This is a genomic window from Stenotrophomonas sp. KH_036_B, from assembly GCF_057839485.1.
On record NZ_CM174491.1, the window covers coordinates 961,007 to 976,373 of the forward strand.

The 15,367-nt window shown below is 67.5% G+C and carries 12 protein-coding genes; 6 read left to right on the plus strand and 6 right to left on the minus strand.

Translation table 11 applies throughout. The annotated features are described in order from the left end of the window. Nucleotides 1-45: 45 nt before the first annotated feature. Complete coding sequence (locus tag AC3ITN_RS04330; RefSeq protein WP_489392162.1) at nt 46-1,191, plus strand: mechanosensitive ion channel family protein; 1,146 nt, start codon at nt 46-48, stop codon at nt 1,189-1,191. Nucleotides 1,192-1,363: 172 nt separating this feature from the next. Here AC3ITN_RS04330 and AC3ITN_RS04335 read toward each other — a convergent pair whose 3' ends face one another. The 3 genes from AC3ITN_RS04335 to typA are packed head-to-tail and all read right to left on the minus strand — an operon-like array spanning nt 1,364 to nt 5,373. After that, nucleotides 1,364-2,971, minus strand: a complete 1,608-nt coding sequence (locus AC3ITN_RS04335; RefSeq protein WP_489392163.1) for an amidase — start codon at nt 2,969-2,971, stop codon at nt 1,364-1,366. Between the two features lie 56 nt (nt 2,972-3,027). Next, nucleotides 3,028-3,513 carry a DUF2127 domain-containing protein gene (locus AC3ITN_RS04340; protein WP_313348103.1) on the minus strand — a complete coding sequence of 162 codons (486 nt, stop codon included), beginning with the start codon at nt 3,511-3,513 and terminating at the stop codon, nt 3,028-3,030. A gap of 12 nt (nt 3,514-3,525) precedes the next feature. Further along, the gene (gene typA, locus AC3ITN_RS04345) at nt 3,526-5,373 is read right to left on the minus strand and encodes a translational GTPase TypA (RefSeq protein ID WP_313348102.1); all 1,848 of its coding nucleotides are present in this window, start codon (nt 5,371-5,373) and stop codon (nt 3,526-3,528) included. Between the two features lie 233 nt (nt 5,374-5,606). Here typA and AC3ITN_RS04350 point away from each other — a divergent pair, with 233 nt between their 5' ends. The 5 genes from AC3ITN_RS04350 to AC3ITN_RS04370 all read left to right on the plus strand — a co-directional run bounded on the left by AC3ITN_RS04350 (nt 5,607) and on the right by AC3ITN_RS04370 (nt 11,530). Continuing rightward, nucleotides 5,607-6,098 (plus strand): peptidylprolyl isomerase, encoded by a 492-nt coding sequence (locus AC3ITN_RS04350; protein ID WP_313348101.1) that lies wholly within the window; start codon nt 5,607-5,609, stop codon nt 6,096-6,098. 114 nt (nt 6,099-6,212) lie between these two features. Next, nucleotides 6,213-7,199, plus strand: coding sequence for a malate dehydrogenase (locus AC3ITN_RS04355; protein ID WP_489392164.1), 987 nt, complete (start codon nt 6,213-6,215; stop codon nt 7,197-7,199). A gap of 505 nt (nt 7,200-7,704) precedes the next feature. Then, on the plus strand, nt 7,705-9,582 hold the full coding sequence (gene prpE / locus AC3ITN_RS04360) for a propionate--CoA ligase (RefSeq protein WP_489392165.1): 1,878 nt from the start codon (nt 7,705-7,707) through the stop codon (nt 9,580-9,582). Between the two features lie 322 nt (nt 9,583-9,904). Next, the gene (locus AC3ITN_RS04365) at nt 9,905-10,399 is read left to right on the plus strand and encodes a hypothetical protein (protein ID WP_489392166.1); all 495 of its coding nucleotides are present in this window, start codon (nt 9,905-9,907) and stop codon (nt 10,397-10,399) included. A gap of 69 nt (nt 10,400-10,468) precedes the next feature. After that, nucleotides 10,469-11,530, plus strand: a complete 1,062-nt coding sequence (locus AC3ITN_RS04370) for a suppressor of fused domain protein (RefSeq protein WP_489392167.1) — start codon at nt 10,469-10,471, stop codon at nt 11,528-11,530. Between the two features lie 108 nt (nt 11,531-11,638). On the opposite strand, the gene AC3ITN_RS04375 is transcribed toward AC3ITN_RS04370, so the two are convergent. The 3 genes from AC3ITN_RS04375 to AC3ITN_RS04385 form a co-directional block, all read right to left on the minus strand. Beyond that, on the minus strand, nt 11,639-12,250 hold the full coding sequence (locus tag AC3ITN_RS04375; RefSeq protein WP_313348096.1) for a glutathione S-transferase N-terminal domain-containing protein: 612 nt from the start codon (nt 12,248-12,250) through the stop codon (nt 11,639-11,641). A gap of 86 nt (nt 12,251-12,336) precedes the next feature. After that, complete coding sequence (locus AC3ITN_RS04380) at nt 12,337-12,795, minus strand: cell wall hydrolase (RefSeq protein ID WP_313348095.1); 459 nt, start codon at nt 12,793-12,795, stop codon at nt 12,337-12,339. A 538-nt stretch (nt 12,796-13,333) separates the two neighbouring features. Next, nucleotides 13,334-15,367 (minus strand): oxidoreductase, encoded by a 2,034-nt coding sequence (locus AC3ITN_RS04385; RefSeq protein WP_489392168.1) that lies wholly within the window; start codon nt 15,365-15,367, stop codon nt 13,334-13,336.

Genomic DNA, 15,367 nt, shown 5'->3' on the forward strand with positions numbered 1-15,367 from the left:
GGCTGGCAGGGTGGGTGCTCCTTGATGAGTTGTACGGGAGCATGCATGCGAGTGGATTGGCAGATGGCGGCCGCATATCTGTGGCCCATCGGAATCGCCCTGGTGGTGGGTATCACCTGCTGGTGGCTGCTGATGGCATTGACCCGGCGCTTGAAGGGCCGGGACTACCGCCGCGCCCGTATCGCACGGGTGATCAGCCGGCCGCTGGCCTTCGCGCTGCCGATGCTGGTCCTCATTCCCGCGCTTGAGGCCACGCCGCTGGACGGGCGCTGGCTCGACCAGGCGCTGCGGTTGCTGCACATCGGCCTGACCGCGTGTTTCATCTGGTTGCTGGTGCGTGCGGTGGCGGCCGGTGAGCAGGCGATCCTGCGTGACAACCCCATGGAGGTGGCCGACAACCTGGCGGCCCGGCGCATCCAGACCCAGACCCGCGTGCTTAGTCGCGTGCTGATGGGGGCGATCATCCTGGTGGGGGCGGCGATGGTGTTGCTGACCTTCCCGATGGTGCGCCAGATCGGCACCGCGCTGCTGGCCTCGGCCGGCATCATCGGCCTGGTGGCCGGCATCGCGGCCAAGCCCGTGTTCGGCAACCTGATCGCGGGGCTGCAGATCGCGCTGACCCAGCCGATCCGCCTGGACGATGTGGTCATCGTGGAAGGCGAGTGGGGGCGGGTGGAGGAGATCGGCAGCAGCTACGTGGTCGTGCGCATCTGGGACGAACGGCGGATGGTCGTGCCGTTGACCTGGTTCATCGAGAACCCCTTCCAGAACTGGACCCGACGCAGCGCCGACCTGCTGGGCACCGCCTTCCTGTGGCTGGACTACCGCGCCCCGATCGTGGCGATCCGGGCCGAGCTGGAGCGCATCTGCAAGGGCGAGACCCTGTGGGACGGCCGGGTCTGCGTGACCCAGGTAACCGAGACCAGCGAACACACCCTGCAGGTGCGCCTGCTGGTCAGTGCGCGCAACTCGGGTGACGCCTTCGACCTGCGCTGCATCGTGCGTGAGCGCATGCTGGATTTCCTGGCGCGCGAACATCCCCAGGCGCTGCCGCGCACCCGCGCCGAGATCCTCGACCGCCCCGATCCAGCGACCCGCACCCCCCGCTCGCAACCGGCCGACGACGTACGATCACCGGGCGCCGAAGACGGCCCGCCCGCGGTGGTGGCGGTCGAGGAGCCCGCGCGGTGAGGTGGCGCACGACCAACGGTCGTGCGCTACCGGGATATCCTCGACATGTACGGCGTCGGCGGGGCATCGCCGCGGTTGCATCGTCGGCGTGACATCGCAGGCGTGACATCGCCGGCGGCTACATCTTCGGGGGTCATCACCGGCAGGCATCGACCGTGGGTCGATACGCCGATTACGGCAGCAACGCCTCGGTCGCGAACCGCGGTGGGCGCCGGGCGCGGGTGCGCTGTTCGTAGCTGTAGGCCAGTTCGATCAGCTTCGGTTCGCTCCAGGCGGTGCCCATGAACAGCAGGCCCAGCGGCAGGCCATTCACGTGGGCCATCGGCACCGTCAGGCTCGGATAGCCGGCGACGGCGGCGGCGCTGTAGCTCTCTCCCGGGAAGGTGTCGCCCTGGCCCGTACGGATCGGCCAGGCTGCCCCCGTCGTGGGCGCTACCAGCGCGTCCAGGCGCTCCGCGCGCAGCACCGCGTCGATCCCCTCGGGACCGGCCAGCCGACGCGCCTGCGTGCGCGCAGCGATGTAGTCGGGGCTGCCCAGGCCGCCCGCCTGCGCGGCGGACTCCATCAGGTCCTGGCCAAACAGCACCAGCTCCTTGTCGGCGTGGCTGCGATTGAAGGCGATGATCGCGTCCAGGTCGCGCACCGGTGCATTGCGGGCGGTGAGGTAGCGCTGCAGCCCGGCCTTGAACTCATGCCGCAGCACGACCTGCTCGGCGTCCTGCCACTCGCCCTGGGTAGGCAGCTCCACCGGCACCACCACCGCGCCGGCATCGCGCAGGACGCCGAGGGCGTGCTGCAGCGCCGGTGCCACACCGGGCTGCTGGTCCAGTGGCCCGTGCAGGACGCCGATACGGGCGCCGCGCAGACCGTCCGGGTTGAGCCGGGAGGTGTAGTCGTAAACGGCCCGCCCGGGCATCGTGGCGGTGGCCGGGTCGGCGGCGTCGCGGCCGGCCATCGCGGTCAGCAGGGCGGCGGCGTCGGCCACGCTGCGCGCCATCGGCCCGGCGGTGTCCTGGCTGAAGGAGAGGGGGATGATGCCGTCGCGGCTGACCAGCCCGACCGTCGGCTTCAGCCCGACCACGCCGTTCATGGCCGCCGGGCAGACGATGCTGCCGTCGGTCTCGGTGCCTACGGCGGCGGCGGAGAGGTTGGCCGCCACCGCGACCGCGCTGCCGCTGCTGGAGCCGCAGGGCGAGTGGCTCAGCCGGTAGGGGTTGCGGGTCTGTCCGCCGCGTGCGCTCCAGCCGGAAACGGACTGGCTGGAGCGGAAATTGGCCCATTCGCTGAGGTTGGTCTTGCCCAGGATCAGCGCCCCGGCCGTGCGCAGGCGGGTGACCAGGAAGGCGTCATCCGGGTGGAACCCGGCCAGCGCCAGCGAGCCGGCGCTGGTGCGCATCGGGCGGGCGCCGATGTTGTCCTTGAGCAGCAGCGGAATGCCATGCAGCGGCCCGCGCAGCTGGCCCCGGCGACGCTCGGCGTCCAGGCTGGCGGCGTCCTTCAGGGCATCGGGATTGAGCTCGATCACCGCGTTCAGGCGCGGCCCGGCGCGATCCAGGCGCGCGATGCGTTCCAGGTAGGCGCGGGTCAGGGTGACGCTGTCCAGCTCGCCTGCGGCCATCTGCGCCTGCAGGGTGCTGATGTCGGTTTCGGCGTAGACGAAGGGGGTGTCGGGTGCGGTGACCGGTGCGGCCGCATGGGCCTGGCCCAACAGGGGCGCAGGCGATTGCGCGCAGCCCAGCAGCGCGATGGCGATCACCATCGATGTCAGTGACACGCGCATCTGTGTGTTCCCGAAACCAGTGCTCAGGCTAACCAGCGACACGCGCGCTTGGCAACTCAGGCGGTGGGATCGACAGGACGGGTGCGCTTGCGGATGTCACGGGCGAGCACGCCGACCACGATGAGATTGATGACCAGCACCGACCACGAGGCCCAGCCAGGGTGGCGGATGATGGCGTAGATATCGAACGGCAGGTAGATGCCGGCAGTGACGCAGCCCAGCCAGGAGGCCCAGGCCTTGGCGCGCCAGAGGCCCCAGGCCTCGAACAGGTGCAGGATGCCGTAGCCGAACATGGCCGCAGCGGCCAGGTGCACGGCGTCGGGGCTGATCATGTTGAGCAGCGAGGGCAGGGTGCCGTGATCCGGGTCCAGGCTGAAGCGCCGGATCAGGGCATTGACCGCGTCGCGCAGTGGCTGCGGACCGAGCATTTCCAGCCCGGTGGCAGCCAGCAGCGCCAAGGCCGCCTTGCTGGCTTCCAGCAAGGCGATCAAGTGAAGCCCCGGATGCCTATGCGGATCCGGGTTGTAAGGCGTGTCGGTCACGAAGGTGTCCGATCAGCCGCCGCGCGAGGCCTTCTTGCGATCACTCTCGGTCAGACCCTTCTTGCGCAGACGGATCTCCTTCGGGGTGATCTCGACCAGCTCGTCGTCTTCGATGAAGTCCAGGGCCTGTTCCAGCGAGTACTTGATCGCCGGGGTCAGCTGGATCGCATCGTCCTTGCCCGAGGCGCGCATGTTGGTCAGCGGCTTGGTCTTGATGGCGTTGACGGTCAGGTCGTTGTCCTTGGAGTGGATGCCGACCAGCTGGCCTTCATACACGTTGTCGCCTTCAGCAGCGAACAGCTTGCCGCGTTCCTGCAGCGGGCCAAGCGAGTACGCCGGGGTGGCGCCCGGGGCATTGGCGATCATCACGCCGTTCTGGCGCTTGGCGATGGCGCCCTGTTCCTTCGGGCCGTAATGGTCGAACACGTGGAACAGCAGGCCCGAACCCTGGGTGAGGGTCTTGAACTCGTTCTGGAAGCCGATCAGGCCGCGCGCCGGGATCTGGTATTCCAGGCGCACGCGGCCCTTGCCGTCCGGCTCCATGTTCTTCAGCTGGCCCTTGCGGGTGCCCAGCTTTTCCATCACGCCGCCCTGGTGCTGTTCTTCGATGTCCACCACCAGCTGCTCGATCGGCTCCATGGCCTGGCCGTCGATCTGCTTGATGATGACTTCCGGGCGCGACACGGCCAGCTCGTAGCCTTCACGACGCATGTTTTCGATCAGCACCGACAGGTGCAGTTCGCCACGGCCGGAGACCAGGAACTTGTCGGCGTCTTCGAGCTGCTCGACCTTCAGGGCCACGTTGTGGACCTGTTCGCGGTCCAGGCGGTCCTTGATCTGGCGGCTGGTCAGGAACTTGCCACCGGACAGGTCCTTGTTGCCGGCGAACGGCGAGTTGTTGACCTGGAAGGTCATCGAGATCGTCGGTTCATCGACGGTCAGCGCCGGCAGTGCTTCCGGGGTATCCGGGTGGCACAGGGTGTCGGAGATGGTCAGTTCCGGAATGCCCGAGATGGCGACGATGTCGCCGGCTTCGGCGGTGTCCTGCTCGATGCGCTCCAGGCCCAGGAAGCCCAGCACCTGCGCGACCTTGCCATTGCGCTTCTTGCCTTCACGGTCGATGACCGCGACCTGCATGTTCTTCTTCAGGGTGCCGCGCTGCACGCGGCCGATTCCGATCACGCCCACGAAGTTGTTGTAGTCCAGCTGGCTGATGCGCATCTGGAACGGACCTTCCGGGTCCACTTCCGGCTTCGGCGCGTGCTGCATGATCGCTTCGTACAGCGGGGTCATGTCGCCGTCGCGCACGCTGTCTTCCAGGCCGGCATAGCCGTTCAGGGCCGAGGCGTAGACAATCGGGAAGTCCAGCTGCTCATTGGTGGCGCCGAGCTTGTCGAACAGGTCGAAGACCTGGTCGATCACCCAATCCGGACGCGAACCCGGACGGTCGACCTTGTTGACCACGACGATCGGCTTGAAGCCCATCGCGAAGGCCTTCTGGGTCACGAAGCGGGTCTGCGGCATCGGGCCGTCCATCGCGTCGACGAGGATCAGCACGGTGTCGACCATCGACAGCACGCGCTCCACTTCGCCGCCGAAGTCGGCGTGTCCCGGGGTGTCGACGATGTTGATCCGGTTCTTGATACCGGTCTTCTTGTCTTCCCAGGTGATGGCCGTGTTCTTGGCCAGGATCGTGATGCCACGCTCCTTTTCCTGATCATTGCTGTCCATCACGCGCTCGGCGAGCACGGTGCGCTCGGAGAGGGTGCCGGACTGCTTGAGCAGCTGGTCGACGAGGGTGGTCTTACCGTGGTCGACGTGGGCGACGATGGCGATGTTGCGAAGATTTTCGATAGACATGCGAAAGGGGGCCAGTCGGCGCCGGATTTGGAAAAAGAAGTCCAACATTATACGGCTTCCATGACCAAACGCGAAAACAACCTGTGGCGCATTCAGGTAGAGCCACGCCCTGCGTGGCTTCGGGGCGTTCAGGAAAGGCGGTTCGGGCCACGTTCGTGAAACCGGCGCACGTCGTTCAAGGGCCGCGGTGTATCCTTATGGGCTGACAACAACCCCGTATACCAAGGATCCCCATGTCCCTCATCGCCACGTTCGACACCACCCAGGGCCCGATCAAGGTCGAGCTGTTCGCCGACAAGGCCCCGAAGACCGTCGCCAACTTCGTGAACCTGGTCCAGAAGGGCTTCTATGACGGCCTGATCTTCCACCGCGTCATCCCCGATTTCATGATCCAGGGCGGTTGCCCCAAGGGTCAGGGCACCGGCGGCCCGGGCTACAAGTTCGAGGACGAGAAGAACGGTGTGAAGCACCAGATCGGCTCGCTGTCCATGGCCAACGCCGGCCCGAACACCAACGGCAGCCAGTTCTTCATCACCCACATCAAGACCGACTGGCTGGACGGCAAGCACACCGTGTTCGGCCAGGTGCTGGATGGCCAGGCCATCGTCGACTCGGTCAAGCAGGGCGACGTGATCCATTCGATCACCCTGGAAGGCGATACCGATGCCGTGCTGGCCGCCCAGGCCGAGCAGGTGGCTGAGTGGAACAAGATCCTCGCCGCCTGATCCCCTCCAACGGCCTCCTGTAATGGGAGGCCGTTTCGCGTTTCCGGCCGCCCCGCCAGGTCTTTCCCCGCCCGGTGGCCACTCCCACACAGCTTCTTAGCAGAGGAAATCCCCATGAAAGCACCTGTTCGTGTTGCCGTGACCGGCGCCGCCGGCCAGATCGGCTACGCCCTGCTGTTCCGCATCGCCTCCGGCGAAATGCTGGGCAAGGACCAGCCGGTCATCCTGCAGCTGCTCGAGCTGCCGGTCGACAAGGCCCAGGCCGCCCTGCGCGGCGTGATGATGGAACTAGAAGACTGCGCGTTCCCGCTGCTGGCCGGCATGGTCGGTACCGATGACGCCGAAGTGGCGTTCAAGGATGCCGACATCGCCCTGCTGGTCGGCGCGCGTCCGCGCGGCCCGGGCATGGAGCGCAAGGACCTGCTGCTGGAAAACGCCAAGATCTTCACCGCGCAGGGCGCGGCGCTGAACAAGGTCGCCAGCCGCAACGTGAAGGTCCTGGTGGTCGGCAACCCGGCCAACACCAATGCCTACATCGCCATGAAGTCGGCGCCGGACCTCAACCCGCGCAACTTCACCGCCATGCTGCGCCTGGACCACAACCGCGCGCTGAGCCAGCTGTCGTCCAAGCTGGGCAAGTCGGTCGGTGGCATCGAGAAGCTGGTCGTGTGGGGCAACCACAGCCCGACCATGTACCCGGACTACCGTTTCGCGACCGCCGATGGCGCGTCGATCGCCGATGCGATCAACGACCAGGAATGGAACGCCAACACCTTCATCCCGACCGTGGGCAAGCGCGGCGCGGCGATCATCGAAGCCCGTGGTTCGTCCTCGGCTGCCTCGGCCGCCAATGCCGCCATCGACCACGTGCGCGACTGGGTGCTGGGCAGCAACGGCAAGTGGGTGACCATGGGCGTCCCGTCCGACGGTTCCTACGGCATTCCGGAAGGTGTGATCTTCGGCTTCGCGGTGACCACCGAAAACGGTGAGTACACCCTGGTCAAGGACCTGCCGGTGGACGACTTCAGCCAGAAGTACATCGACAAGACCCTGGCCGAGCTGGAAGAAGAGCGCGCCGGCGTGGCCCACCTGCTGGGTTGATGCTTGCGGCTGCCGACCGGTTGGTTGGCACTGGATGAAAAAACGCCGGGCTTGCCTGGCGTTTTTTCTTTTCGAAGCGTGGGGCAGGATCTTCGATCACCTTCATCGCGAGCGTTGAGGGCCCCGTCCCGGCCGGCAGGCCCCTATGCAAATGTCCCCCGGCGTCGGCATTCGCCGCCGCCTCCTCCTTTACTTTGCCAGGGACCTACCGGCCGCGACGGGGCTGCACTTGCGGTACGCAGGGAAAAGCCGGAGCACTACGCAACGCCGGTGGGGGGAGTGCGGGGCCGGCATGCCCTTGTGGCGAAGTAAAGGAGGAGGGGGCGGCCGCAGGCCGACGCCGGGGGGCATTCGCCGGAAAGGGTAAGGCGGCCCGGCGCTCGATTCACCGGCAGCCGCGTCTGCTTCAGGCCGCGAGCACGCGCTCCGTACGACCAAGGTAGGACGGCTCGGCAGCCGCCATCGGACTATGCTCGAACCCATGACCTTGTCTGGGAGGGCTGTCATGCGATACGAAGATGTCTACCGGCGTTCGGTCGAGGAACCTGAGGCGTTCTGGGCGGAAGAGGCGCACCGGATCTACTGGCACACGCCGCCGCAGCAGATCCTGGACTACAGCAACCCGCCGTTCCGGCGCTGGTTCGTGGGCGGGGAAACCAACCTCTGCTACAACGCGGTGGATCGCCACCTTGCCGACCGGCCCGACCAGCTGGCGCTGGTGGCCATCTCCACCGAGACCAACGTCACCCGCGAGATCACCTACCGCGAGCTCTACCGCGAAGTGAATGCATTCGCCGCCGTGCTGCAGCGGCTGGAGGTGCAGCGCGGCGACCGCGTCGTGATCTACATGCCCAACATGGCCGAAGCCGTGTTCGCCATGCTCGCCTGCGCGCGCATCGGTGCGATCCACTCGGTGGTGTTCGGTGGCTTCGCCGCGCACAACCTGGCGCTGCGCATCGATGATGCCGAGCCGAAACTGCTCATCACCGCCGATGCGGGCAAGCGCGGTGGCAAAGTGATTCCGTACAAGGCCATGGTCGATGCCGCCTGCGCCGAAGCACAGTCGCCGCCGCCTCATGTGCTGATCGTCTCGCGCGGGCTGGATCCGGCCGAACCGAAGGTGCCGGGACGCGACGTCGAATACGCCACGCTGCGCGAAGAAGTGGGCGACCAGGACGTGCCGGTGGTCTGGCTGGAATCGAGCGAACCCAGCTACCTGCTGTATACGTCCGGCACCACCGGCAAGCCGAAGGGCGTGCAGCGCGACGTCGGTGGCTATGCAGTGGCAATGGCGCAGTCGATGGAAACGGTGTTCGACTGCAAGCCGGGCCAGGTGATGTTCTCCACCTCGGATGTCGGCTGGGCCGTCGGCCATTCCTACAACGTCTACGGCCCGTTGATTGGCGGCTGTACCTCGCTGCTGTACGAAGGCCTGCCGACCCATCCCGATCCGGGCATCTGGTGGGCGCTATGCGAGCAGTACGGCGTGCGCACGCTGTTCTCGTCGCCCACCGCGATCCGCGTGTTGAAAAAGCACGATGTCGACTTCATCCGTCGCCATGACCTGGACGCGCTCAAGTATGTGTTCCTGGCCGGCGAACCGCTGGACGAGCCTACCGCGCACTGGATCAACGATGCACTCGGCAAGCCGATCATCGACAACTACTGGCAGACGGAAACCGGCTGGCCCGCGCTGACCCTGCTGCCCGGCGTGGACATGAAGCCGGTGCGGTTCGGCTCGCCCGGCTTCGCCAATCTCGGCTACCGCATGAAGGTGATCGACGAGAACACCGGCGACGAAGTACAGCCGGGCCAGAAGGGCGTGCTGGTGATGGTGCCGCCGCTGCCGCCCGGCTGCATGAGCACCGTGTGGAAGGACGACGCGCGCTTCATCCAGAGCTATTTCAGCCACTTCAAGGAGCTGCTGTACAGCTCGCTGGACTGGGCGATCCGCGACGAGGAGGGGTACACCTTCATTCTTGGGCGCACCGACGATGTGATCAACGTGGCCGGCCACCGGCTCGGCACGCGCGAGATCGAAGAATGCATCTCCGGCCACCCGCTGGTGGCCGAAGCGGCGGTGATCGGGGTCAAGGACGAACTCAAGGGCCAGGTGCCGCTGGTGTTCGTGACCCTCAAGCAGGCGGTCGACGGCGACGGCAGTGTGGTGATCGCCGAGATGATGCAGCGTGTGACCCAGAGCCTGGGCGCGCTGGCACGCCCGGCGCACATCCACCTGGTCAACGCGCTGCCCAAGACCCGCTCGGGCAAGCTGCTGCGCCGCTCGCTGCAGGCCCTGGCCGAACAGCGCGACCCGGGCGATCTGTCGACGCTGGACGATCCCGGCGCACTGGATGAAATCCGGAGGGCGCTGGGGCGGTAGTGCGTACGGACATACAGTCCGTACGTGCGGCGAAGCGCCCGGCGAGGGAGTCCGGTCATCGGGATGCGACCCTGCCGGGCACGGCGCACGGCGCACGGCGCACGGCCTGGCCTCGGGTGAGGGAGGCGGGCGTGTTGCAGCGCATTACGCGCTCTCCGGCCGCTCGGTTAAGCTGCCGGGGTGATCGTTGCAGGCCGGAGGCATGGCACGCCGGGGATGGCGCGCCGGAACGGCCCAGGCCTGGACGAACGCAGGGGCGTACGTGGTCCGGTGATCGCCGGGGGGCGTGCGTGCAGGGGGACCAGGCAACAGGGGGAAACACATGGCGTATATCCATGCCAAGACGGCCGCTGGCCGTCAGGAAATCGAAGACCGCGCGCGTCGGCTGCCGCCGGGGCTGCGCTCCATTCTGCTGATGGTGGATGGTCAGCGTGATGACGACGAATTGACCAGCATGTTGCCGGGGCTGCGCGCGCCGGACGATGCACTGGAACAGCTTGCGCAGATGGGGCTGATCGAGACCATCGGCGGGGCGTTGGCGGCCGCCGTGCCGCGCGCGCTGACCGCCGGTCGCGAGCAGGACCCGCAGCTCTACAAGCAGCTGTATGACTGGATGAGCGAATCGGTGCGCAAGCACCTGGGCCTGAAGGGCTACTTCATGCAGCTCAAGATCGAACGCTGCATCGATGCCGCCAGCCTGGAAAAGCTGTGGCCCGAGATGGCTGCGGCGGTGTCCAAGGCCAAGAGCCCCGCGCTGGCCAGCCGCTGGCTGGAGGAAACCCGCGCGCTGCTGCACAGCGCACCGCAGCCGGCCTGACCGGCGCGGCACCGGGCCGCGTCGATGGCGTACATTGGCCGCCTTTACGGGAGCGCCAGGGCGACCGCTATGGACGAACAGGACATCGACATGACCACCGACAACGGCACGCGCGGCTGGGACGCCATCAACGCCGCGCTGGCGCCGCTGTACCCGGGGCAGGAGCCGCGCCACTTCGGCACCGCGGTGCCGTACACGCTGGGCGGGCGCGACCCGCTGGATGGCATCAGCGTCTACCGCAGCGACGCGTCGCGCCCGCATTGGCATTACGTGAGCTATGGCGTCTCGGAGCTGTACGACAAGCAGAGCGATGACGCCGACAACAGCGGCTTCGGGTTCGAGCTGACGTTCCGCCTGGCCGTGCAGGACGGCGAGGACACGCCGCCGGTGTGGCCGATGAACCTGCTGCAGAACCTGGCGCGTTATGTGTTCGGCAGCGGCAACGTGTTCGAGGCGGGCCACCACATGGATGCCAACGGGCCGATCGCGCTGGATACCGATACCTGCCTGCGCCACCTGGCCTTCATGCCGGACCCGCAGTTGCCGGCAGGCGACACGCCCAACGGCCGGCTGGTTTTCCTGCAGGTGATCGGGCTGAGCGATGCGGAGATGGCGGCGATCAAGCGCTGGTCGACCGATGGCGTGCTGCAGGCGCTGGCGCCACGCATGCCGCTGTGGATCACCGACCTGCACCGGGCATCGCTGCTGGAGGATCCCGCACTGGCGCTGCTGCTGCAGCAGGGCAGTGAACGCGAGGGGTCGAGCACCGCAGTGCTGTTCGTGGAGACACTGGACTGGCGCGAGGAAGGCGAGGCGGTCGTGCTGGTGCTCGGTGCAGGGCAGGTGCCCAACCTGCTTGAGATGCTGCCCTTGCGCCTGCAGCACGGCCACCCGTTGACCCTGGTCAGCCGCCAGCGGGAATGGGAATTCGCACCTGGTGCGCACGATGCGGTGACCCGGGTCGAGGACGGCATGCGCTGCACGCTGGGTGCGCAGGGCCTGGCCGCGTTACAGCAGAGCGTACGGCCCGAGCGCGGACGCTATCCGGTGCCGGGTACGGCGCTGGTGGTGGAGGTGGTGCCGACGGTGTTGCGCGATGCGCAGGACAGAGTCGTGCGGGAAATCGGCTGAGCGGACATGAAGACGCCCGGCAGTGCCGGGCGTTTCATGGAGGTGGGTTGTTCAGCCAGGCGTGGCCTGTGCTTCAGCCAGGCAGGGCCTGGCTCTACAGGGTGTCTCTCAATTCAGGCCTTCAGCCTTGAGCGCGGCCTGCACGCCGGCGTCGGCGTCCATGCGGGTCTTGTACGCAGCCAGGTTGTCCAGCCCGCCCAGGTCGATCTTGGCGGCGGCCGCCCAACGCAGGGTGATGTAGAAGTACGGATCGGCGAAGCTGCGGAAACCGGCCAGCCAGGGCTTGTCGGCCAGCTGGCGATCGGCGGTTTCGAACAGGCCACGCAGGCGCTTGCGCGCGGCGGCGCGGACCGCGTCGTACTGGGTCTCGTCGGCAATGAACTTGCCCGGCCCGAACAACGGCGAGAACGCCGGATGCACATCGGAGTTGACGAAGGACAGCCAACGGGCCGCTTCGGCGCGCTGCTGCGGGCTGCCGTCACCGGCCAGGCCGGCCTGCGGGTAGGTGTCGGCGATGTAGCCCATGATGGCCGCGTTCTGGGTCAGCACGAAGCTGCCATCGACCACGGCGGGGACGGCGCCGGCCGGATTGATGGCCAGGAACGCCGGTGCCTTCATGGTGTCCTTGTCGAGCAGTTCCACCTCGAACGGCTGGCCGGTCCATTGCAGGGCGATGTGGTCAGCGGTGGAACACGCGCCGGGCTTGCTGTACAGCTTCATGGGGACTCCGTTCGGGGTCGAGGGTGGAAACCACCACTATCCCAGAGGCCCGGGGCGCACGGCAACGGCGCGCCGGCAACAGTTCGTTACGACTGGCGGGGCTTGAGGCTCTGCACCTTGTAGAAGGTGTGGTCGCCGATGGTGGCCACCTGGTACGCATTGCGCCAGCTCGGGTTGGCGATCGCCAGGGCCGCGAAGTGGCTGGCACCGGGAACGATTTCCTTGCGCTCGCCCACCGGCAGCGCCCAGTTGCGCTCGGCGTCGAAGGCCACGGTCATCGCCTCTTCCCAGGCATCGGTATTGCCCAGCTGGGTGCCCGGCGCCACGATGGTGGGGGCGAACTGCTTGCGTGCGGTAACCACCTTGCACATCGAATCGCCCCACAGCCCGCTGTCCAGGCGGCGCAGGGCCACTTCCGCAACGGCTTGCTGGCCGCGCAGGGTCTGGTCACGCGCTTCGAGGTAGACGGTCGTGCTCAGGCACAACGAATCGGCAGCCGGCTGCGGCAACAACTGTGACAGCCAAAGAATCCAGGCCAGTTTCATAAATCTCCTTGCTCCGTATGGGCCGCACCTGGCTGTCCATCCGCAGCGGCGGAAGGGGGCAAGGCGTACGACTTGGCGTCATGGGGAGGCGACCATCGGGGTCGCCCGTTGGCGGCACCCGGAAGAAGTCGGGGGCCGCACGCTCACTCGAACTGGGTGGTGAGCGGGAAAGTTGGCGCACGATAGGGGGGGATTTCGCAACGCATCCTGAACCGAAAGGCTTGACATTCAGGTTCAGGGGGCGGGCGGTTTATCCTATTCAGGCGGTCGTGGCGACCACGTGAGGGCCGGCCAGCGGCCGTCGCCACAACGCGCAATGCCGCGTTCGCGGGGAGCCTGCCGGCCGCTCGCCGGCTCCCGGGAACATCAGGCGTCACGTAGTGCCGGCCGCTGGCCGGCTCCCAGGAACATCAGGCGTCACGTAGTGCCGGCCGCTGGCCGGCTCCTGGGGACACCAGGTTTCATGAAGAGCCGGCCAGCGGCCGGCACTACAGGGCCTCAGGTTTCACGTAGCGCCGGCCGCTGGCCGGCATTCCGGTTACAGCGCCGCCGCGAGGCGGCTGCCCTGCTCGATCGCACGCTTGGCATCCAGTTCCGCGGCCACGTCCGCGCCGCCGATCAGGTGCGCGTCGACACCGGCGGCCTGCAGCGCCGCATGCAGGTCGCGGCGCGGTTCCTGCCCGGCGCAGACCACGACGTGGCTGACCGGCAACGTCTGTTCCTGCCCGTCGATGCGGATGCGCAGGCCCGTGTCGTCCACGCCTGCGTATTCCACGCCGCCGAGCATCTTCACGCCCTTGGCCTTGAGCGTGGCGCGATGGATCCAGCCGGTGGTCTTGCCCAGCCGGGCACCGGGCTTGCCGGGACTGCGCTGCAGCAGCCACACCTTGCGTGCGGGTGCTTCCGGCTGCGGGCGGGCCAACGCGCCGCGTGCCTCGAAGCTGGGGTCCACCCCCCATTCGGCCATCCAGCGGCCCGTGTCGAGCGCGGACGAGGGACCCTCGTGGACCAGGAATTCGCCCACGTCGAAGCCGATGCCACCGGCACCGATGATCGCCACCTCGGCTCCCACCTGCACCTTGCCCAGCAGCACGTCCAGATACGTGACCACCTTGGGGTGATCGGCCCCGGGGAAATCGACCCGGCGCGGGGTGATGCCAGTGGCCACCACCACCGTATCGAAGCCGGCCAGGCTGGCCACGTCGGCCACCGTGTCGAGCTTCACGGTCACGCCGGTCTCCTCGAGCTTGTGACGGAAGTAGCGCAGCGTCTCGTGGAACTCTTCCTTGCCGGGAATCCGCTTGGCCACGTTGAACTGCCCGCCGATCTCGCTGCCGGCATCGAACAGGGTCACCGAATGGCCGCGTTCGGCGGCCACGGTGGCGGCGGCCAGTCCCGCGGGCCCGGCGCCGACCACCGCTACCGTGCGCGGCGCGGTGGTGGGGCGGTAGACCAGCTCGGTTTCATGCACGGCGCGCGGGTTGACCAGGCAGCTGGCGGTCTTGTTCTCGAATACGTGGTCCAGGCAGGCCTGGTTGCAGGCAATACAGGTGTTGATCGCGTGGGCGCGACCGGCGCGGGCCTTGTTGGCCCATTCCGGATCGGCCAGCAGGGGCCGTGCCAGCGACACCATGTCCGCGCCGCCGCCGGCCAGGATGTGTTCGGCCACGTCGGGCATGTTGATGCGGTTGGTGGCGATCACCGGCACCTGCACGTGCGGCTTGAGCTTGGCGGTGACCCCGGCGAAGGCCGCGCGCGGCACCGAGGTGGCGATGGTGGGCACGCGTGCCTCATGCCAGCCGATGCCGGAGTTGATCAGCGTGGCGCCGGCCGCTTCGATCGCCTTGGCCTGCTGCACGATCTCGTCCCAGTTGCTGCCGTCTTCGACCAGGTCGACCAGCGACAGCCGGTAGATGATGATGAAGTCCGGCCCGCAGGCTTCGCGGATGCGGCGCACGATTTCCACCGCGAACTGCATGCGGCGGGCGGCGTCGCCCCCCCAGCGGTCGTTGCGCAGGTTGGTGCGCGGGGCGATGAATTCGTTGATCAGATAGCCTTCCGAGCCCATCACTTCCACACCGTCGTAGCCGGCGTCGCGGGCCAGCTGCGCGCTGCGGGCGTAGTCGGCGATGTGGCGCTCCACGCCCCGTGCGGACAGCGCGCGCGGGGTGAAGGGGTTGATCGGTGCCTTCTTCTTCGACGGCGCCACCGACAAGGGGTGGTAGGCATACCGCCCGGCGTGCAGCAACTGCAGGCAGATCTTGCCGTCATGCTCATGCACGGCACGGGTCAGCTGGCGGTGCGGGCCCACTTCCCACGGCCAGGACAGCTTGCCGCCGAACGGCTTGAGCCAGCCCACCACGTTGGGCGCGTAGCCGCCGGTGACGATCAGGCCCACGCCGCCGGCCGCGCGTTCGGCGAAATACGCCGCCAGGCGCGGGAAGTCGCGCGCGCGGTCCTCCAGCCCGGTGTGCATGGACCCCATCAGGATGCGATTGCGCAGCGTGGTGAAGCCCAGGTCCAGCGGGGCGAACAGATGCGGATAGGCGGCGGATTCGGTGGCTGGCGACAT